Annotated in this window: 16 protein-coding genes; 8 read left to right on the forward strand and 8 right to left on the reverse strand. The window is 37.2% G+C overall.

Annotated features, from left to right (window positions below; translation table 11 throughout):
• Positions 1 to 6: 6 nt before the first annotated feature.
• Positions 7 to 1,323 (reverse strand): TolC family protein, encoded by a 1,317-nt coding sequence (locus M030_RS0115580; protein ID WP_027374345.1) that lies wholly within the window; start codon positions 1,321 to 1,323, stop codon positions 7 to 9.
• Entirely contained in the window at positions 1,307 to 1,933 is a 627-nt protein-coding gene (locus M030_RS0115585; RefSeq protein ID WP_027374346.1) for a TetR/AcrR family transcriptional regulator, read from the reverse strand. Before M030_RS0115585 ends, M030_RS0115580 begins: the two co-directional genes overlap by 17 nt.
• 315 nt (positions 1,934 to 2,248) lie before the next feature.
• On the opposite strand from M030_RS0115585, the gene M030_RS0115590 reads away from it, so the two are divergent.
• On the forward strand, positions 2,249 to 3,301 hold the full coding sequence (locus M030_RS0115590) for a hypothetical protein (RefSeq protein ID WP_027374347.1): 1,053 nt from the start codon (positions 2,249 to 2,251) through the stop codon (positions 3,299 to 3,301).
• Positions 3,302 to 3,418: 117 nt separating this feature from the next.
• On the opposite strand, the gene M030_RS0115595 is transcribed toward M030_RS0115590, so the two are convergent.
• Positions 3,419 to 4,537, reverse strand: coding sequence for an ATP-binding protein (locus tag M030_RS0115595; RefSeq protein ID WP_027374348.1), 1,119 nt, complete (start codon positions 4,535 to 4,537; stop codon positions 3,419 to 3,421).
• Between the two features lie 429 nt (positions 4,538 to 4,966).
• On the opposite strand from M030_RS0115595, the gene M030_RS0115600 reads away from it, so the two are divergent.
• From M030_RS0115600 to M030_RS0115610, 3 genes are read left to right on the forward strand one after another with little or no spacing between them, the layout of a single operon-like run.
• Positions 4,967 to 6,280, forward strand: a complete 1,314-nt coding sequence (locus M030_RS0115600) for a membrane protein (protein ID WP_027374349.1) — start codon at positions 4,967 to 4,969, stop codon at positions 6,278 to 6,280.
• A 1-nt stretch (position 6,281) separates the two neighbouring features.
• The gene (gene lptC / locus M030_RS0115605; protein WP_027374350.1) at positions 6,282 to 6,872 is read left to right on the forward strand and encodes an LPS export ABC transporter periplasmic protein LptC; all 591 of its coding nucleotides are present in this window, start codon (positions 6,282 to 6,284) and stop codon (positions 6,870 to 6,872) included.
• A gap of 12 nt (positions 6,873 to 6,884) precedes the next feature.
• Positions 6,885 to 7,928 carry an anhydro-N-acetylmuramic acid kinase gene (locus M030_RS0115610; protein WP_027374351.1) on the forward strand — a complete coding sequence of 348 codons (1,044 nt, stop codon included), beginning with the start codon at positions 6,885 to 6,887 and terminating at the stop codon, positions 7,926 to 7,928.
• Positions 7,929 to 8,154: 226 nt separating this feature from the next.
• Here the strand turns inward: M030_RS0115610 and M030_RS25585 are convergent, their stop codons facing one another.
• Positions 8,155 to 8,316, reverse strand: coding sequence for a hypothetical protein (locus tag M030_RS25585; RefSeq protein WP_155857882.1), 162 nt, complete (start codon positions 8,314 to 8,316; stop codon positions 8,155 to 8,157).
• Positions 8,317 to 8,648: 332 nt separating this feature from the next.
• Complete coding sequence (locus M030_RS0115620; RefSeq protein ID WP_027374352.1) at positions 8,649 to 9,038, reverse strand: hypothetical protein; 390 nt, start codon at positions 9,036 to 9,038, stop codon at positions 8,649 to 8,651.
• Between the two features lie 36 nt (positions 9,039 to 9,074).
• Here M030_RS0115620 and M030_RS0115625 point away from each other — a divergent pair, with 36 nt between their 5' ends.
• A complete protein-coding gene (locus M030_RS0115625) occupies positions 9,075 to 9,683 on the forward strand; it encodes an NUDIX hydrolase (RefSeq protein WP_027374353.1) in 609 nt (202 codons plus the stop codon).
• A 145-nt stretch (positions 9,684 to 9,828) separates the two neighbouring features.
• Here M030_RS0115625 and M030_RS0115630 read toward each other — a convergent pair whose 3' ends face one another.
• Both M030_RS0115630 and gldJ read right to left on the reverse strand, forming a co-directional pair.
• A complete protein-coding gene (locus tag M030_RS0115630; RefSeq protein ID WP_027374354.1) occupies positions 9,829 to 11,100 on the reverse strand; it encodes a UDP-N-acetylmuramoyl-tripeptide--D-alanyl-D-alanine ligase in 1,272 nt (423 codons plus the stop codon).
• 145 nt (positions 11,101 to 11,245) lie between these two features.
• Entirely contained in the window at positions 11,246 to 12,847 is a 1,602-nt protein-coding gene (gldJ, locus tag M030_RS0115640; RefSeq protein WP_027374355.1) for a gliding motility lipoprotein GldJ, read from the reverse strand.
• A 165-nt stretch (positions 12,848 to 13,012) separates the two neighbouring features.
• Between gldJ and porU the strand changes: the two genes are divergently transcribed.
• The 3 genes from porU to M030_RS0115655 all read left to right on the forward strand — a co-directional run bounded on the left by porU (position 13,013) and on the right by M030_RS0115655 (position 20,765).
• Positions 13,013 to 16,909 (forward strand): type IX secretion system sortase PorU, encoded by a 3,897-nt coding sequence (porU, locus tag M030_RS0115645; RefSeq protein WP_027374356.1) that lies wholly within the window; start codon positions 13,013 to 13,015, stop codon positions 16,907 to 16,909.
• A 59-nt stretch (positions 16,910 to 16,968) separates the two neighbouring features.
• On the forward strand, positions 16,969 to 18,132 hold the full coding sequence (gene porV / locus M030_RS0115650) for a type IX secretion system outer membrane channel protein PorV (RefSeq protein WP_027374357.1): 1,164 nt from the start codon (positions 16,969 to 16,971) through the stop codon (positions 18,130 to 18,132).
• Between the two features lie 368 nt (positions 18,133 to 18,500).
• A complete protein-coding gene (locus M030_RS0115655) occupies positions 18,501 to 20,765 on the forward strand; it encodes an FUSC family protein (protein ID WP_027374358.1) in 2,265 nt (754 codons plus the stop codon).
• Here the strand turns inward: M030_RS0115655 and M030_RS0115660 are convergent.
• Positions 20,746 to 21,360, reverse strand: a complete 615-nt coding sequence (locus tag M030_RS0115660) for a 4'-phosphopantetheinyl transferase family protein (RefSeq protein ID WP_027374359.1) — start codon at positions 21,358 to 21,360, stop codon at positions 20,746 to 20,748. The genes M030_RS0115655 and M030_RS0115660 overlap by 20 nt on opposite strands.
• Between the last annotated feature and the right edge of the window lie 109 nt (positions 21,361 to 21,469).

Below are 21,469 nucleotides of genomic sequence, written 5' to 3' on the forward strand. Positions count from 1 at the left end.
ATCTGATTATTTAATTGTTAAAGTTCCTGTTGTTTGTAATAGTTTTCTATAGGCTAATGCAGCGTCTGCTTTTGCATTGATTACTCCTACGTTAGCGCCTATTTGTGCAGCGTCTGCATCCAGTAATTCTGTCATGGTTGCAAGACCGTTGTCATATTTATTTTTTGTAATCCTGAAATTTTCATTTGCCTGCTCTGCAGATTTTTCATACACAGAAATCCTCTTTTTAGAATAATCTGTATTCTGGTATTCTCTGTTTACATCAAGCTTAATGTTGTCATTCAGTAATTCATCGGTAGCTGCCAGCTGCTTTTCTCTGGCCTGCGATTGTCTCAACGATGAGTTTTCTTTCCAGATATTTGATAAATTATAAGAGATTCCCACTCCTACATTGATAGCATTGTAAACCGTAAGAAACTTAGGAATATCTGCTGCTACATATCCTCCTGTAAATGCAATTGACGGAAGATTTTCTGCTTTTGCTGCTTTTGTTCCCAGCTCGGCCGCTTTTCTCTGTTGTGCTAAAGCCTGTAAATCTTTACGGTTTTCTCTCGCTTCGTTTATATAAAAATCAACCGGTTTTATATCTGCTCCCTCTTCGATATAATTCTGATCCACTTCAAGCTCAGTTGTTTCAGGAAGGCCTAGCAATAAGTCCATATTGATATTGGCAATATTGTAGTTATTTTTCGCTTCCAACAATTGAAGTTCGATATTTGAGGTCTGCAGGTTTGCCTTTAATCTGTCGTTTCTTGCAATCAAGCCGTTGTTTTCCATTTTAAGGAAAGTTTCATCTCTCTTTTGAGATGCAGCAAGGTTTTCTTCAAAAACTTTAATAGACTGATTGGCTTTAAACAAATTGTTATAAGCCTGTGCTACATTGTAGGCAATCGCTATTTTATCATTTTCTGTACTCAGCTTGGATGCTTCTACCAGATATTTTGCAGATTGAATCCCGTACTTGATTCTTCCCCCGCTGTAGATAGGAACACTAAGATTGGCTGAACCGTAAAGAACCTGATGTATTTCAGGACCTCCTGCTCCACCGGCAAGACCCGGCAGTTTGATATCCACATTCGGCTTTATCGGAAGGTACATATAGCTTCCTGAAACCTTTAATTCCGGAAGCTGTCTGTTTTTAGCCTCCAAAAGATCAGCTGTAGCCTCCTCGATCTTGGCTGCATCGATCTTGAGATTCTTGCTGTTCTGGATTCCCAGCTGCACAGCTTCGTCAAGAGAAAGTGTTTTTTTCTCCTGGGCATTTGCATTTGCTATTCCTATGAATAGTGATAATGCAATCACTGAGTTATTTATTCTCTTCATAACCTAAAAGGTCTTTTAGTAAATATTTTATATGTTTATTAAGTTCTGTATAGTATTTTTCATCAAAAACCTCTTCATCTTCTGTATCATTCAGGAACTCCTTGTACATTTCTTTCGCGTTGAATGCATAGAATAAAGTTCCGCTGACGGTAGAATGAAGCAGATAAATTGGAGGGTTTTTGGTGAAAATTCCATTTTTAAGACCGCTTTCCAAAATTTGGGAGTACATAGAAATAAATCCCATTTTGGTTTGTTTCAAAAATTCTACAATCTGAGGATTCTGAGTATGCAACTGCTCCCTCTGCATAATTCTGTAAAAACATTTTTGTGTCCTTATCCTGCTTGAAAACTGATCAATTACTTTTTCAATCTTCTCCCATTCGTTGATATCAGTTCTTCCCAAAAGATCTTTAGAAAAAAACTGGCCTTCATTCATTCTGTATTCAACTAATTTCTCATAAAGCTTTTCCTTAGAGCCAAAATAATATGAGATCATAGAGATATTTACCTGAGCCGCTTTTGCTATTTCTCTGGTGGAGGTTCCTTCAAACCCCTTTTCAGCAAAAAGCTTTTCGGCTGCGAATAATATATTTTCTTCTTTTGAAATCATGTTAGTTGTCCATTTTTCAGGGCGCAAATTTACACAAGTTTTAAATAAGATCAAACGATTGATTGATTTTTTAATATAGATTTAATTAATTATTTACAAAGACCTTCTCTATAAATAAGTTACAGAGCATTTTACACCCGGAGTGTGAAGCCAATATGAAAAGTCTGGAAAATGGATGAAAATGTAAAAACGATACCAGGATCTTTTTGTAAACCTGCTAACAATTTCATCATAAAACAACTGCTACTTCGAAGATTTATCTGAAAATCCGGCAACAGGACAAAAAAGATATTATATTTACAGAAAACGAATTCTATGGGCTTATTTGATTTCCTTTTTAAGAAGAAGAAAAAAAAAGATCAGACAAACGAAATGACTTCTACCATTGATGCGCCAGAGGAAGTGACAGCCGTTTCAACACCTGAAAATACGGATATGACACTGGAAGAACGGGTTCCGCCGGTGAATGAGGACGGAAATCGTTTTACCCTTGAGAGTATTGAAGCATTTAGAAGATTTCATTCTGATCCGGGCCTTGATTTCAACACTCAGGGTAAAGATGGTAACGGAAATAGTATTGATGTTACATATCAAACTCACAGGGATCTTTTCAATGAATGGACGGGTATCCAGTCAAAATGGGATCGTATATCATTATTATATCATTTCTGGGATCAGACTCAATTTGAAAAACTTGAACCCTGGCAGGTAATTGAAAGATTTGTAAAAGACCGCTATCCTAAAAAGGCGCTTCAGTATTTTGAAAAAAACATGTCAGATAAAAGAGATTTTACTGTGGAAGAGCTTGTTTCGCTTTCAAAACTTTACAGGGTATTACTGGATAATGTCACGGCAAAGGAATATATAGAAACAGCCTATCAAAATCATCCTGAAAACGATTCCGTAAAAGTGGAATATGCCACGGTTCTCCATATAATCGGCAATCATTCTGAAAAAGAGCTTTCCCATACATTATTTCATGAGGTACTGGACAAAAAGATAGAAAGGAATGATACAGACTCCGTTCTGGATTGTTTCATATTCTCTGAAGGATATACTGATTCTTCTATTTTTGCTATGCTCTACCTGATGAATACGGAAGCTGATAATGATGCGTGGGATCAAGTATCTGAAGAATATTACTATTGCCCGGTCTTCCGGTATGAGCACGCCGTACAATTATCACAAACCGATAATTCTCTGAGGGCTTTGGCAAAGCTTACTTCCTTGTGCCAGGAATTTCCATGGTTTAAAACGGCTCTCGAAAGTACTATCGGCAATATTAAATCTATGCGAAAGCAGCTCAATAACCCGGATTTTATGGAAAAAGAACTTCAGGAATTTCAAACATCATTACAAAGTTTATAATGAGACCAAAGCTGTCAAAATAAACAGAATTATAAAGACATAATCCGGGAGCCGGTGCATGGTTGAAAGACAGATCTGTTTTCTCCTTTTTTTCAGGCATCTGCTGCCTTGACTGAATTATGAATTTTTATGGATATATCTTGACAGTTTTATTCCAAGGTCGGTCCAGACAATTTTAGGATTTCCGTTTCGGGTCAAATGTAAATCTGCAGTACTTATTTCTTCCAGAATACTTTGAATATTGGCCCCACTGATGAATTTTGAAAATCCTGCCCAGTTGAATCCGTTGGCATCTATTTTTTTATACACCAGGTTTTCTGATTGATAATTCTGCAGAAGTGCCAGTCTGAAAATCTCGGAACAATAATTGAGAAAGTTTTTCTGCTTTTCTCTGTTCCAGCCGGCAATCTCTCTTGCCCAGAAAATAATACTTTTCAGATATTCGGGTTTCTTTTTTACCATAAAGGCATCACGTACCCATTGTACAAAGAGCTTTTCAAATTCATTACTTTTATCTCCTGAATTCAGAAGTTTTATGGCATCATTCAGGTTTCCCTGAGCTTCGTGAATAATTTCTCTTATTTTCTCTGCAGAAACGGAGAAGTTTTTGGTAAGGTATTTTTCAAGATCTTCATCGCCAAGTCTTGGGACCTCTACAATCTGTGTCCTGGAGAGAATGGTTGGCAGTATATCATTGGTACTTTCTGCAGTAAGAAGAATAACAGTCTTTGCGGGAGGTTCTTCCAGGAATTTTAAAAACTTATTGGAAGCTGCCACGTTCATTTTATCGGCTCTCCATACGATCAGGATCTTGGTTCCTCCTTCATAGCTTTTTAAGGCAAATTTCTGGTTTTGGTCATCAATTTCATCTGCAGAAATAAAGAGCTGTTTATTTTCGGATTCTAAAAAAGCAGTCCAGTCATCATAACTGGCATAAGGAGAATCGAGAATCATCTCTCTGAAATCATCAAATTTATTTTTACTCAGAGAGTTTCTGTTATCAGTAAAAACGGGGAAGCTGAAATGAAGATCCAGGTGGTTAAGATGCTCTACTTTGGAAGCCGCATGCTCATTTTCCTGACTTAGTATTTCTTTTGCATAAGCCAGTACCATAGGCAGGGTCCCGTACCCTTCCTTTCCTACAAAAAGCTGGGCGTGGCTCACCCTGTTTTCGGTAATGCTTTCTCTGAGAAGTTTTTTAAGATGATCTTGTCCGGCGATGTTGTCCCAATTCATGTTTCAAAGATAAAAATCTTACTTCAATTTATAAAATTAAGTCTGTTAAATATATCTTTCAGCGGCATATTCTTTATCATATAACCAGCGGTAATGCGGAGATCGACAGTAGTATTATTTACAGAAGCCGTCATTAATTACCTGGGCGGCGTGGGAATCTTAGGGATCACAATCCATAAAAAATACAGTTTTTATAACTTTAATACCATTATAACCGTACTCCAGTTGTATTTTTATATGCTTTGTTACTATATAATGATCGTGTATTCCTCTTTGAACGGCCTTTTTACTCCCTCATAAAATCAGCTGTTTTGCTAAGGATAATTACGTTTTTCCTTTAAAAATAAGGCCTTAACAAACTTTAACCACATATAATTTTTACAATTCATTAATATTTAAGATATTTGCGCATTGTTTTAAAAATAAAGAATGAAAAGAATCTTTGTAGTATCATTCATATCAGTTGGATATTTTCTAAATGCGCAGAGTCTAAGTAACTCTCCTTATGCAGCATATGGAATTGGAGATGTAAAATATGATAATACGATCGAAACTGCTTCCATGGGGGGAATATCAACCGCTTTTATTAGTGACTTCACCAGCAGTTTTAATTTTGCTAACCCGGCAAATAACGCCAACTTTGAACTTACAAGCATCAGACTGGAAGCTACCAACGAAAACAATTATTTCAAATCGAATTATAACGATATGAAATCTACAAAGCATTCTACGTATCTATCCAATATCGCTTTGGCATTTCCTTTATCTTCAAAAATGAAAATGGGAATTTCTTATCAGCCTTATAGTTCAAAAGCTTATGATATTGTAACCAAGCAGACCGCCTCTGACAATGGTAATGATGTAACTTATCAGAACAGATTTAACGGTAGTGGTACTTTGAATACAGCCCAGGTTGCTTTATCTTATAAAATCAACCAGGAATTCTCTGTAGGGGCAAGAGCGAATCTTTATTTTGGAGATTTATATGACCTTAATGAATTCAGTGCTTCGAATTCACAGTACATCAATGGATACGAAATGAAAAACAGGGTACGAAATTTTAATTTCACTCTGGGGACAAGCTATCAGAAACTCAATCCGCGTACTGATAAAAAATTAACAATCGGAGCTACCGCTACTTTTGGAAATACAAGTAACATGACAACCGAGTATACCAACAGTACATACAGATTTACTGATACAGCTGGAAACAAGGTTGATCAAAGTATTCTTGAACAAAAGTCTACGAGCTCTAAAAACCTTCTTCCACTTCAGGCCTCATTAGGGGTTGGTTATGGAAGTGAGAACCATTGGTTCCTTTCAGGACAGATTGATTATAAAAAAGGCGAAGAGATTACGTATTTCGGTCAGACGAAAAAGTTTCAGGATACATACCGAGTTTCTGCCGGAGGATGGTATCTTCCGAATTACAATAACTTCAGAAATTATTTCTCAAGAATTATCTACCGTTACGGAGCTTTCTATGAAAGAGGAAATCTTGCCATCAACGAACTTGGTGAGCTTGATGCCAATGGAAACAGCATCAATAAATTCGGTATTTCTGCCGGTGTAATGCTTCCATTCAAAAACAGCAGTATTACCAGAATGAGCGGTCTTGAAATTGGAGTAGAACTTGGTAAAAGAGGAACTCTTAAAAACAACCTGATCAATCAGAATTTCATCAACCTGAAAGTCGGCTTTAACTTTGCTGATAAATGGTTCAGAAAGGCCCTTTATAACTAGAATGAAGCTTTCAAAAAAAATATCATATAAAAATATAGCATGCCTTTTTAGTTGTGCTATATTTTTTATACTGACTTCGTGTGAAGAGGATCTTACCAAGCGAAAAGGCAGCGAAAGTAAAAACTTCCCTTCCCAGGTGATTAATAATGCTAATATTATACAGCGTGATTCCGGCTTTGTCACCATGAAAGCCAAAGCCCCCATTATCGAAAAATATGAACTTATAGACAGCATCTACACTGTTGCCAGAAAGGGAATTAGTATTGAGTTTTTTGATAAGAAAAAACCTAAAACACCGGGAACCATCAAAGCCAAATATGCTAAGTTCTATGACTATAAAAAGTTCTACGAAGCAAAAGGAGATGTAAGAATCACCACCAATGAAGGGCAAAAGTTTGCCATGCAAAGTATTTACTGGGATCAGAGAAAAAAAAGAATCTATACCAAGGATACAGTCTATGTCACCATGGAAGACGGCTCCACACTGGTAGGCGCCAATGGAATGACTGCCAAAGACGACTTTTCTGAATATACTTTTTATAATAACTCCGGAGATTTTAATTCTAAAAGAATTTCTGAAAATAAAAAATAACTTCTGCTTATCATGAAAACTCTTGCTATTGGACTGATGTCAGGAACAAGCCTGGACGGATTAGACATCTGTCTTGCAGAGTTTGAACAACAAAAAGAATGGACCTTTACAATCCTCAAGACTGAAACAATTCCCTATTCATCCGTTTGGGAAAATAAGCTTAAAAATGCTATTCATTTACCTGCAGAACAACTTCTGGAACTCCATTCAGACTACGGTTTTTATCTTGGGCAACAGGTTAAAGATTTTCTCAGAAAGCATGAGCTCAAAAAGGTAGACTTAATTGCTTCACACGGCCATACGATTTACCATCAGCCTCAAAGAAAATTTACCCTTCAGATAGGTGACGGAAGAGCTATAAAACTGGAGACCGGATTACCCGTAATTTACGATTTCAGAAGCCAGGATGTCCTGATGGGAGGAAATGGAGCTCCTCTGGTTCCCATAGGGGATCATCACCTCTTTTCTCAATATAATGCATGTCTTAATCTTGGTGGGTTTTCTAATATTTCGCTGCAATCTGCCGGTAAAAGAATTGCTTTTGACATTTCACCTGTTAATATCGTTCTAAATTCACTAGCCCAACAATTAGGTGAAAATTTTGATCATAATGGAGATATGGCCAGAAGGGGCAAAATAAATCATATCTTGCTGGAGCAACTTAATCTACTGGATTTCTATCAGCAACCTCATCCAAAATCTTTAGGAATAGAATGGTGTAACCGTTATGTATTTCCATTGCTTACCAATACGGATCCACTAGATTCGTTGGCAACATTTACAGAACATATCGCAGACCAGATTTCTTATGTCATTAATAAGAATATGATTGGAAATATTCTCTTTACCGGAGGAGGTGCTTACAATACTTTTCTCATTGAAAAAATAAAGTCAAAAACAACATCTGAAATCATCATTCCGGACAAGGAAATTATTGAGTACAAAGAAGCACTGATCTTCGCTTTTATGGGAGTTCTGAAAATGCATAACGAAATTAATGTTCTTTCTTCTGCTACGGGAAGCATTTCGGATCATTGTTCCGGTCTAATGGCATAAATACCCTATATCTCCTACTCTTTTTCACTTATAAAATCCTATCCATCCTGTACTGTTATTTGCGGGTGAGGTTTTCGGGTGAGGTTTTAATGCTTACGATACCATCATAAAGATGAATCTAAATCTATTCAAATTGCCTGTACAAATGTGACAAAAGAATCCTGAAGATAACCAGCCCACTTTTGCCCAACATATAAATAAACCTTCGCTATCTTGGAGGTTTTATTTATTCTTCATTTTTCGGTTTAAAATTTCTTCCTACACCTTGCCGAAGAAAGGTGATTTTTCCTTGTACTTTCTTTGCTTTTTCAAGAATTTCCAGTGCTTTTGTTCTCTCGTTAATTTTGCCAGCATGTGTTATATTATCCTGACGTTCAATTTTTTTCATGCTTTAATATAGTGAATTTATTTGAGAAAAACAATTTTTTCACCTAAGCATTGTTTTTAATAATTTCTTAGTATTGATCATTTTCTACTCTCAATACGATAAACACTGGAAATGTGTAGTTTTATCTCATTAGTAAAATAAATAGACAATACAAAAGAAATTTAGCCAATGATCAGCCCTGCAAATAATCCACCGTATAATTGATCTCTGAAAATAATCTACGTACATATCCGTGATTGATACTACACAAATATTGTATACAAAACTTAGTAAATACCAAAAACCAGCATTATTGCAGAAACAAAAAACCATTGCAATCGCAATGGTTTTTATTATTTATAAACTTCGATCTTGTCGGTCAAAGTATTGATAAAATTCTGGAGTGGCTTTTCTACCATCATTTTGATGAATGGGTTAAACTTCCCTTCAAATAACATCTGAACTTCAGTCTGGTTTTCATTGATAGGGTTTAAAGTGGCTGTTAACGAAAAATCTAAACTTGAACTTGCAGATCTTAAAACAGCTTTCTGATCATCTACCTCATCAATTTTCAGAGCAATTTCCGGCATTCCCTGTAATCCGAATTTAAAACCGTTATCTCTTGTTTCAAATTTCTGAAGACCGTCCGGCATAAATTCCTTGTAATTTTCAGGTGACTTCAGCAATTCTGAAAGTTCTTTAGATGATTTATTGACAATAATTTTTCGTCCTTCTAAATTCATTTTTTATTTTTGTATTTAAATTCTTAATTCTTACAAATGTATAAAGTTTTTGTCAACGAAAAAAAATTATTGATATCTAAGCACGCCGAAGAACTCGAAAAAAAGCTTGTGTATGAAAATTACACAACTTTAGAGATGGCCCTGGATCTCTTAGAAAATACTTCCGTGCAGGAACTTAATATTTTTGGAGAAAATATTGATGAAATATGGAGTGAATTTCAAAAGCTTTTCAGGATTATTGAAGCTGCAGGAGGCCTCGTCAATAACCCTCAGGGAGAAACGCTTTTCATCAAAAGATTAGGCAAATGGGACCTTCCGAAAGGCAAAATGGAAAAAGGAGAATCCAGGGAAGAATCTGCAGTACGTGAGATTGAAGAAGAAACCGGATTAAAAGAGGTGGAACTGGTAAAATTCATCAATACCACTTACCATATCTATATTGAAAGAAACGGTGAAAAGATCTTAAAATGCACCCATTGGTTTGAAATGAATTTTGACGGTGAAGACACCTCAAAACCTCAGATAGAAGAAGGAATTACAGAAGTGGCCTGGAAAAATATTTCACAGATAGAAAAAGAAGTTTTCCCAAGCACCTTCAAAAATATTGAACTTATTGTTAAAGAATTCTGGGATTCAAAGAAATAGTTTATTTAGGCCGGAAGCCGGAAGAATGGAGCTATAGGTAACACCGGAAATTTACTTCTGGTGATCAGCCAACGGTTTAAAAAGAGAAAACATTTGTAGTTCTCTTTTTCCGGTATTTCCCTCTTCCGGCTTCCCGCCTCAAAGCCTATATAAAATCAATTATTTTCTCTAAAGCGACACCTCTTGACCCCTTCAATAATATGTTTTCGGAAGAAATTTTATTTTGTTTCAGGTATTCTATCAGTTCTGCCGTACTGTCAAAAGAAAAACCCGAAGGATTAACGGCTTTAAAATGTTTTCCTACCGTAATGATTTGATCAAAACCAAGCTCCTGAGCCATGTTTAAGATATTCTGATGCTCTTTTTCGCTTTCATCACCTAATTCCAGCATATCGCCGATTATAATCGTTTTACGCCCTTCAAAACTGATAAAATTATTCAGTGATGCCGTCATAGAACTCGGGTTGGCATTATAGGTATCCAGAACCAATGTCCTGTTGTCTTTTTTCACCACCTGAGAACGCATATTGGTTGGTGTGTACTGCTCTACTGCGTGTTTGATGTTTTCAAAGCTGATGCCGAAATGAAGACCAAGACTTGCTGCCGCACAAAGATTGGTAAAATTATACTCCCCGGTCAGTTTTGACACAGCTTTTACTCCCTTATAGCTCATTCCCACAAAATGCTCTTCTGAGAAAGATTCATAATTGTAATCTGCTCCTTCCTTTCCAAAAGTGATTGTACTGGGATAGTTTTCTGTCTTTTCGACCTGAATAGGATCGTTTTCATTAACAACGATGACTCTGCTGTTGTTTTTCAGGTAATCATACAGTTCAGATTTCCCCCTGATAACCCCTTCAAAACCTCCGAATCCTTCCAGATGCGCCTTTCCGAAATTGGTAATATACCCGAAGTCAGGCTGTGCAATGGTGCAGAGAAGTTCTATTTCTTTCTGATGGTTGGCTCCCATTTCTATGACAGCCATTTCGTGCTCAGGTTTGATGGACAGGATTGTCAACGGAACTCCGATATGATTATTTAAATTTCCGTAAGTATACTGGACATTAAATTTTTCCGAAAGAACGGCATGAATCAATTCTTTGGTCGTTGTCTTACCATTACTGCCTGTAAGTCCTATCACAGGAATGGAAAGCTGATTTCTATGATGTATAGCCAGTTGCTGCAAAAACTCAAGAGTAGATGGAACATAGAAAATATTTTTCTCTTTATTTTCAAATTCGGGCAGTTCCACAATGGCAGCAAGCGCACCATCATCAATGGCTTTTTCTGCTAAAGTTGCGGCATTAAAGTTTTCGCCTGAAAAGGCAAAAAACAGATCACGCTTAGCTATTTTTCTGCTGTCGATTGTTACTTTATCAGCCTTTAAAAATAAAGGATAAAACTGTTCTATATTCATGTGGAAATATATATTATTTTTTTTAAAGAAATCGAATGCAACCGCCAAATTTCAGGCTTTTCATTCAAGGGGATTTCACGATTCAAAAATAAAAAAACCTTCCGGATTTCCGAAAGGTTTTTTTATAAGTATTTTTTGATAAATATTATCTTCTTGTTCTATTCTTATCATTTGTTCTGGCATCCTGTGCAACACGGAAACCAATCCAGCCGTAAGCTCTTCCCTGATTTTTATATCTTCTTTGTCCCGGATCCAGCCAATATGCCGTATCCTGCCATGAACCTCCTTTCACTACCCTGATATCGTTAGACATTGCAGAAGTTCTGTCTTTAGAATCTTTCTGCATCTTTACTCTACCTGAAGCATCTACAATAAATCTTTTTCTAGGAGAATTGTACATATCGAAAGAGGAAGCAGAATCTGAAGCTCTGTAGTATTCTAAAGAAGATTGTCTGTCACCGTCTCTAAAGTTTCTGTAATCAGCAATCGTTTCTCTTTCAAACTGTCCCGGAAGTCCTTTGTAGACTAATCTACCATCAGCTAAAGTATCATATTTAATGGTACCTTCGTCGATCATTTTGTACGTTCCGTCACCATTCTTAACTACCGCCTGAGGCATATTTCCTCTGTAATAGTTGAAATCATTGTAATCTTCATCAATGATAGGTCTGTACACATCAGCAGTCCATTCTGCAACGTTACCATACATACCGTAGATTCCAAGATCATTGGATGGATATTGTCTTACATCAGAAGTCTGTGCAGATCCGTCATTTTTCCATCCTGCAATACCTGAATAATCACCTTTACCCATTTTGAAGTTTTCAAGGAACATACCTCTGTTTTTCCCTTTGGTACCTCTTAATCTTTCAATTTCAGGCTTTTTGCCCAAGTATTGGTTATATTCTCTGTTTTTTGCCATTCCCAAAGCTGCATATTCCCATTCAACCTCTGTAGGAAGTCTGAATTTCTGAACCATTGCAGAATTCGGAGCTCTGTTGGCAGACAGCAATCTTTGGTTGGTAGTTTTCATACCACTTTTCTGCTGCATTCTTTTTTCGTTAATATATCCTTGCATTTCAGGATCATTCGCTTTGAATTTATCCATATTAAATGCAGTTCCTCCCTGGTTATTGGATTCGTTGATATATAAATCTTTAGCGATAACACCTGCCTGCATCAAAGCTTTTTCATTCGCTCTGTCAGTCAGCCATTCGCAATATCTGTTGGCTTGAGTCCACGAAACCCCTACTACCGGATAGTAGTCGAATTCCGGAGAACGCAAATAAGTCTCGTTATAATCGTTTCTAGATAATTTGTTGTCCCATAATAAGGTATCCGGCAAAGCGCCGTTGTAGATCTCCTTAAAGCTAGGGTCACTTGGAGGGAAAACATACTTCAACCATGTCAGGTATTCACGGTATTCATAGTTAGTAATTTCAGTTTCTCCGATAAAGAATGAACTTACCTGCATTCTGCGAGGTGTATTATTCCAATCATGCATAACATCATCTTTCACTAATCCCATTGTAAAAGTTCCACCTTCTACATATACCATTCCTGGCCAACCTTTCTGCTTCTGTTGCTTTCCTGCAAAAAACCAACCCTGTTTTTCGTTTGGTTTCCAACCTGTTTTACTGACAAATTTTTTGGTACCGCCACCTTTGCTGGTCCCTGATCCGCCACAGCTGGTTAATGCAAGTGTAGAACTTAATGCTATTAATGAAAACAACTTTAGTTTTTTCATAGTCGATATAAATATTTTCAAGAGTACAAAGAAAAAATAAATTATTCAATAAATCAAATAAAGATTTGATTTTTTTGAACAACGTTAACAAATTAATTTTATTGTATCACAATTTAATTCTAAAATTTTGATTTATTTTGTAATTTAGCAATTTCAATAATAAACATGAGACGAAAAATCACGCTTTTATCCCTAATCGCTTTAACATCAACACTATACGCCCAAAGAAACACCATCGAATGGAATGGTTCTAAAATCCAGGATTTTGGTGAAATAAAATTAAATCTTCCGAATTTTAAAAATGAGGGCTTTTCTTTCAGCCAAAATAATGTTTTTATAGCAACCAAGCAAAAAATAGGCGAAAAGCAGTTAAAGATTTCAGACCTTATTTGGGAAAACGTTTCTAATCAGGATTTATTTGAATTGAACGGAAATAATCTTCCGGATTATGATATAGCAGATGTTTCATATTATACATTAGAAGGTGACAGATACGCCAATATCAATGTCGCTCTTTTTAAAAATGTAAAAGGCCGTGTACAAAGACTCTCTTCATTTACGGTTTCAGAATCTTCCCTGCCTTTAAATACTAATGGCAGCGTCAATAAAATAGGAACTCAGGGTAACCCGCTGGCAAGTGGTAATTTTTACAAAATAAAAGTTGATAAATCCGGGATCTTTAAAATTACCACCCAGTTTTTACGCGATAACGGCATTAACCCGTCTTCTGTAAATCCGCGAAATTTCAGAATATATGGCAACGGAGGAGTGATGCTTCCGGAATTTAATCAGGATCCCAGATTCGATGCTTTACAGGAAAATGCCATTCAGGTCGTAGGTGAAGATGACGGCGTTTGGAATGACAATGATTATGCACTGTTCTACGCTCAGGGTCCCAACGGATTTAACCTTTATGATAACAGTAACGGGAATGGCTATAAAAGAAGAGACACCAGAACTGACAGAAGCAATGGAGTAAAAAATATCTATGACGACTTCTCATATTATTATATCAACTTTGATAAAGGTGCCGGAAAAAGAGTGCAGCCTGTTGACGCCAACCTGCCTGCCCAATTGATTACCCGGTATGACAACTACCAGGTAATCAACAACGACCAGAAGAATCTGCTCAAAGTTGGAAGAATCTGGGTAGAAGATACACCTTTTATCAATGAGAAAACAGTAACTTTTACAACCAATTCAGCAATACAGGCCAATGATGTGATCCGTTTCAGAACCCAGGTAGTTGCGTACAAATCGCAGCAGAATTCCATGGGAATCACCATCAATAACCTGGCTCCCTATAATCAGACGGTATTACCGGACAGCGGAACCTATGAATACAATTTTGTTCCTTTAAACCACAGCGGAACACTGACTAATTTAACAGGAAATCAGATTACATTTAAATATAACCCTGATATTTCTAAAAATCCAAACGGAACCTTCTATTTCGATTACGCTGAAGTACAGTACAAAGAAAACCTGGCTTTTAATGGTTCTCAAATGAATTTCAGAGATTTCTCTATTTCAAGTGGAAGCAATACGGATTATGGATTCAGCATTGCTAATGCATCAAATATAGAGCAGGTATGGGATGTCACTGATATCACCAATGCCAACAGAAGGGTCAATAAATCAGGAGGCGGCTTTTTTAATTTTGCATACACCGCAGCCGATCAGAATTTCAATAACGAATTTGTGGCATTCCGGTCTGATGCAGCATTCAGTCCGCAATTTGTTGGAAGAATAGGAAATCAGAATCTTTCGGCCATCCAGAATATAGATTATCTGATCCTTACCGTTCCTGAAATGATGGGTCAGGCACAAAGGCTTGCCAACTATCACCAGACAAAAAACAATTATAAGGTAGAAATCGTAGATGTTAATAAGGTCTATGAAGAATATTCAAGCGGAAGTAAAGACCTTACGGCCATAAGAGATTTCGTTACCAGACTCAATACTCCGGCCGGAAGGTTGAAATATGTTTTCATTCTTGGAGATGCTTCTTACGATTATAAAAACAGGGTTCCCAACAATACGAATGTAGTTCCCAGCTATCAGAGTGAGCATTCTTCAGACTATGTTGCCTCTTTCGTTACCGATGACTATATCGTAATGACTATGCCCCAAACGGCAAGTATCATTGAAACCAATATGCCGGACCTGCCGGTAGGTAGAATTCCTGCAGCTAATGTTACTGAAGCCGGTATTATGATAGATAAAACACTGGCGTATTACAATTCATTGCCTGGACAATCCAGTCCTTTTGGAGAATGGCGTATGAGACTTGATTTCGTAGTGGATGATGACAGAGAGGGAGGCGGCCCCTTCCATGATGTAATGAATAAAACGCTGGTGAATGTATTTGAGCAGCCGGGTCAGCAGGAGCTTAAAGAATACAATGTCAAAAAATTATACCTTGACTCCTTCCCTGCTCAGAGTACTGCGGGAGGACAAAGATACCCACAGGTTAACCAGTCGATTTCCAATGCCATCGGAAACAGCTTATACCTTTTCTATTTCGGGCATGGAGGAATCAACGGCTGGGCACAGGAAAGAGTATTAACAAGTACTGAAATTCAAAATTCCAATAACTTTTCCAATGTATACAGCAGATTTCCGTTTGTTTCTACGATAACCTGTGAGTTTACATTATGGGATGAACCGGATACAAATTCTGCAGGAGAACAATTCATTAAGCTGAAGCAAGGAGGTGCAGCAGCGATGATTACTTCCAGCAGAGCAATCGGAGTAGACTACGGACGTGATTTCACCAATACATATACCCAAAATATTTTTAAATTAACCAATGACGACTTTAATTCGTTAGGTTATTCTCATTTACTGGCAAAAAAACAGAAAGGAGCAAACAGCAACCATTTAAAGGTAAATTTATTAGGTGATCCTGCCATGAAACTCAGCAGACCCCAAAGACTTCTGGTGATTGATAATATTGAAACTCCGGTACCGGGACTGATCAGAGGCTTGGATTTTGTTAAAATTAAAGGCCATATCAATAATCCTAACGGGACTCTTAATACTACTTTTAACGGAAAGGTGGCCATCAATATTTTTGACAAAAGATTAAATAAAAAAACATTAAATAATGATGGTGTGCTTACTCCGGTATTGGATTATACTGAAGAAGGAAGTGCTATCGTAAAAGCGGCCGGAACAGCAGTAAACGGAGTTTTTACCGCAGAATTTTATGTTCCTAAAGATATTAATTATGCCGTGGGCGAAGGAAGAATATTGGGATATGCTGATAATAAGTCCACTGACGTATTCAATAATCAGGCTGTACAGGTAGGAGATATCAACCCGAACGGTGTGAATGACAACCAGCCTCCTAAAGTAAAACTGTATATGAACAACACCAACTTTGCAGATGGTGGAATCACCAACCAGAATCCGATGCTGCTGGCATGTCTTACCGATGACACAGGAATCAATTCCACAGGATCAGGGGTAGGTCACGACATCACCACCTATCTGGACGGGCAAATTATCAATACTGTTGTTTTAAATGATTTTTATGCTCCCGGGGAAGGTAACGGCTGTCTAAACCCAAGTCTTGCCGACTACCAAAAAGGAAATGTAAGCTACCCTTTCAGAAATTTAACCATCGGACAACACCAATTGACATTTAAAGTTTGGGACATAAACAATAATTCGACAACTGCTACGTTAAATTTTGAAGTTAAGGATGAGGCCGACCAACGTCTGACGATCAATCGTCCGTTAAACTGGCCCAATCCGTTCACGAATAAGACATACATCCAGTTTGAGCATAACTGTGATGATATTTTAGATGTGAATGTACAGATTTATACCATCACAGGAAGATTGGTTAGAACCCTGTCTCAGCCGGTAGTTGCAGAGCCGTTTCTGCAGGGCTTTAGAACGCCTCGCCAGGCTATAGAATGGGACGGAAGAGATGATTTTGGAGCTACAGTTGCAAAAGGTACATATATTTTTAAGATATTTGCAAAAAGTCAAAATCAAGAAAAATGCAAAGGAAGTGCTACAGCTGTAGAAAAAATGGTACTTTTGAAATAATTTAACAATACATAGATAATAAAATAAATAAAAAACTGATAATATATAAAAGACAATATATGAATTTAACTACTAAACTGCTGTTGGGATTTGGGTTAAGTGCTGGTTTTCTAGGCTATTCGCAAGATTTAGGTAGAGTAAATCCAGTTCTTACCGGAGCTCCTTTCCTAAGAATTGCACCGGATGCAAGATCAGGTGGTATGGGAGATCAAGGGGTGGTAACCTCTCCGGATGCATTTTCACAATTCTGGAATGCAGCTAAATATCCTTTTAGCAGAACAAGTTCTTCCATAGGTCTCAACTACACACCGTATATGGGAAAACTTACTAATGATGTATTCTTATTATATGGTGCATTTCATAAATTCCTTGGGCAGGATGAGAGGTCTACGATCTCTGCCAGTATCTATTATTTTAATATGGGGCAGGTAGATCTTACCCAGCTGGTAGGTACGGAAATTGCTTCAATGGGTACATCAAAACCAAATGAATTCTCTATTGACGTTGCCTATGGGTTGAAACTTTCTGACTCTTACTCAATGGCTGTAACAGGTAGATTTATTCGTTCCGATTTAGCTGGTGGATTCAATACAGATACTACTCTTAAGGCTGCTAATTCCTTTGCAGTAGATGTTTCAGGATATTATACTTCACCAAGATTCTCCAGTTTCGGAGGATATGACGGTAAAGTAAACGCAGGTTTTGCCATTCAAAATCTGGGTCCTAAACTGGATTATACAGGAAATGAAGAATCCAGATCTTACCTTCCTACTATGGCAAGATTGGGGGTTGGGTATGATATGTATCTGGATGATATGAACAGAGTCGGAATTTCAATAGAAGGTTCCAAGCTTTTGGTTCCGGGATCAGAATACGTAGGAATCAATCCAAATACAAGACAACCGGAGTATGCTATTCCTAATGTAGGACCAATGGCGGGTATCGGAAAATCTTTCAAAAATAAAAACAGTATCATGTACAGTGGTGCGGTAGAATATTCATATGACGATGCATTCTCTGTAAGAGGAGGTTACTTCAATGAAAGTGCAGAACAGGGAGCAAGACAATTTGCTACAGCAGGTATCGGATTAAAATACCGTTCTTTCGGGTTAGATCTTTCTTACCTAATCAACATGTCTAAAATCAACAGTGCTTTGGATAATACTCTTCGTTTCGGTCTTACGTGGAATATCGGAGATGAAACATCAAATGTAGATCGTTAAGATATTCAAACTAACAAAAGCCTCATCATATCACAATGTTTGAGGCTTTTTTTTTGCGACTATTTTATTCCACCACCAAACTTCAAAGGTAATATGCGGTTCCTTATTGATGAGCGCCTCAAAAAGTGACAATACCGTTGATAAAGCAATGAGGTTGAGTCGAACCCGTCCTGCTCTAGAATAATTCGTAAGAATAGCGAAAACATTGTGTTATAGGTAAATGATATAGGTATAATATTTCAAACTCCCACTGATCCCATTTACCATTGATCTCTCAAAAACAGGATATTAAAAAAATATAATATTTAAGTTTACAAAAGTCTCTTCTTTATGGGGCTTTTTTTGTTTCCAATACCTATTTTTGTAATATGAACTATTCGGCGGAGCTAAAGAAATTTGTAACCAGTCAGTATGTATATTCTGCCATCAGAATTACATTAGCTACCGTTTTGCCTTGTCTGGTCCTCGCCCATTTTGGAATTTTAAAAGAATATTTCCTCTTCCCGCTGGGAACCAGCTTTGTGGCTTTAACAGATCAGCCCGGTCCTTTTATCCGAAGAAGAAACTCTCTTGCTTTTGCCATTTGCTGTTTTGTCTTTGTTGCACTGATCGCCAGTCTGGTGATGAATATAAAAGTCCTTGTCCTCCTTGAGGTTATTGTATTCGGGTTATTCTTTTCTCTGATTGGAGTCTACGGACAGCGACTTGCTGCCGTGGGTTCTCTGTCTTTGGTCGTACTGGCTATCTTTATTGACGGCCATCTTACAGGAAGTAATATATTTAAAAGCTTACTCATATTTGCATCCGGATGTATATGGTTTTTACTCATATTTCTTGTGGTAACCACCATCCGTCCCTATAAACTGGCCGGGCAGATGATCGGAGAAAACTATCTTCAATTAGCAGAATTCCTAAAGATCAAGGCCAATTATTATCAGAAAAATCCGGACTTTGATAAACTGACGACCCAGGTTATTGCCAAACAGATTGAAATAAAAAATCTTCAGGAAGATACCAGGGAAACCGTTTTTAAAACCAGAACGATCGTCAACGAATCTACGACGACAAGCCGTCTTTTAATGCTGATGTTCCTGAATTCAATGGACCTTCATGAGAAGCTGATGACTTCCGAAAGTGATTATCAGAAGCTTCAGCAAAGCTTTGAAGACAGCATGATCCTGGTAAATATTCATGATTATCTCAATCTCCTTGCTGAAGAAATTACCAATATCGGGATTGCCCTGCAAAGCGGAACAAGAGCCAGACCCATGTTTAATCTGGAACTTGAATTAAAAAACCTGAATTACAACTATTTCGAACTTAGAAATAAGCAGTTATCTCCCGATAGCCTTGAGAATTTCATGGTCCTTCGCCAGATCCTGATGCGTATCAATGAGATCACCAAAGAAATCAATGAGATTTATAAAGTATTTTCACAAAACATTAAGCTGGCTAAGAGTTTATCCACTGGATTAGACTTAAAAAAATTCATGCCTAATGAACCGAAACTTAATGCCAAAGTTTTAAGGAATAATATCTCGTTATCTTCCTCTCATTTCCGCCATGCGATAAGAATTACTACCGCGCTTCTGCTCGGGTATATTTTTTCAATGTTTGATTTTCTGGGCCTGGGACATACTTACTGGATATTGATTACCATTACGGCTATCTTAAAACCGGCCTACTCCATCACTAAGAAAAGAAATCTTCTTCGTCTGTACGGAACTATTACAGGAGCGGTGATTGCTTATACTATTCTGCATTTTATACATATCAATGGCGTTTTGTTTGCCATCCTGCTGATAAGCATGATCATGTGCTTCAGCTTTCTGAAAGGACGGTATTATTGGGCTGTTTTATTCATGACCATCTATGTTTTCCTGAGTTTCAATTTCTTAAATCCCGGAAAAGTAGATATTATCTTTAAAGACAGGATTTTCGATACAGCTATTGCAGGTATTATTGCTTTTGCCGTATCTTACATCGTACTGCCAGTTTGGGAGCATACCCAGAATCTGGATCTGATGAAAAAATCTGCAGAGGATAATCTTATCTATTTTCAAAGTGTGATCTCTAAATTTTTGCAGGGGAATTTTGATCTTGAAGATTATAAAGTAAAGCGAAAAAACGCTATTATCTCCCTGGCCAATCTTTCCGATAACTTTCAGCGAATGATTTCTGATCCCAAGAACCAGCAGAAAAAACTGGAAGTTGTTCATCAGTTTGTCGCCACATCACACCTGATCACAGCTTATACGGCTTCTCTTTCACAGTATGCAAAAAGTAATGAGCAATATCCTGAAATAGATTCTGAAAACTGGAGCAGAAAAATTGAAGCGGAGATGCAACAAACATCAACGCTATTAAACGGAGAGGACATCAGCGAAACTCTGAAGATGGAAAGCCGTCTTGAACCTGAAGATTCCTTCATCGAGGACATGCTTTTAAAAAGGAAAAACGAAATTGAAGAAAACGATATCGTCGACCGAAGAGATCCTGATAAAATTTCTCATTTAACCGAACTTAAAAACATCCTGGATATCCTGGAACTGATCTACGACGTTGCTAAAGAACAACGAAAAGTAATTGAAAAATACAGAAGTGAAAAACACGCTACTCCTCCACAATCGTAAAACAGTAGTCGTCAAAAAACTCTACCCTTGCCTTAAACTCGTCTGAAAATTCTTCATCATATACCCTGCAGCTTATTTTATGCAGATGTTTCAATTCGAAGGGTTTTACTTCGTAGTTCTTCTTTAAGGACCAGTATTTTGAGTGGTGAATTTTATACATACTCTCCTTGACGCTCCAGATAATAGTGTAAAAAGTATCCGCTTTATCTTCAGGGATAAATCCCCTTTCATTTTCATACGTGAATTTGTCGATTACTCTTAGAATTTTCGGATTGAATTTTTCAACATCAATACCTATCTTATTTTTTGAAATCGCAATGGCTGCAAACGGAAAGGAATGGGTAATGGAAATTTCAGCATCGTTGGGAGAAAGAAAAGGTTCTCTTTCTTTATATAAGATCTTGGAATGAGGTTTCAATCCTTTCAGTAACTTACGCACCATCAATACTTCAAGAAGTTTCTTGGGATGATAATCTTTTACTTTCTCTGCATTTTCCGGCTCCAGAAGTTCATTGATATCAAGTTCTTCACTTTCATCATACTTCCAAACTAGAATAGTGGCATTATCATCAGAAAAATCTCGGTAAAGGGGCATTATTTTTTTATTGTACAAAAATAGTGAAAAAGTTGGAAGCCGGGAGATGAAGGATAGAAGTTTCTCTTGGTCACATCAATTCATGTAAGCTTATTTAGAAAGCAGTTCT

It is taken from the genome of Chryseobacterium sp. UNC8MFCol (assembly GCF_000482305.1).
Lineage (GTDB): Bacteria > Bacteroidota > Bacteroidia > Flavobacteriales > Weeksellaceae > Chryseobacterium > Chryseobacterium indologenes.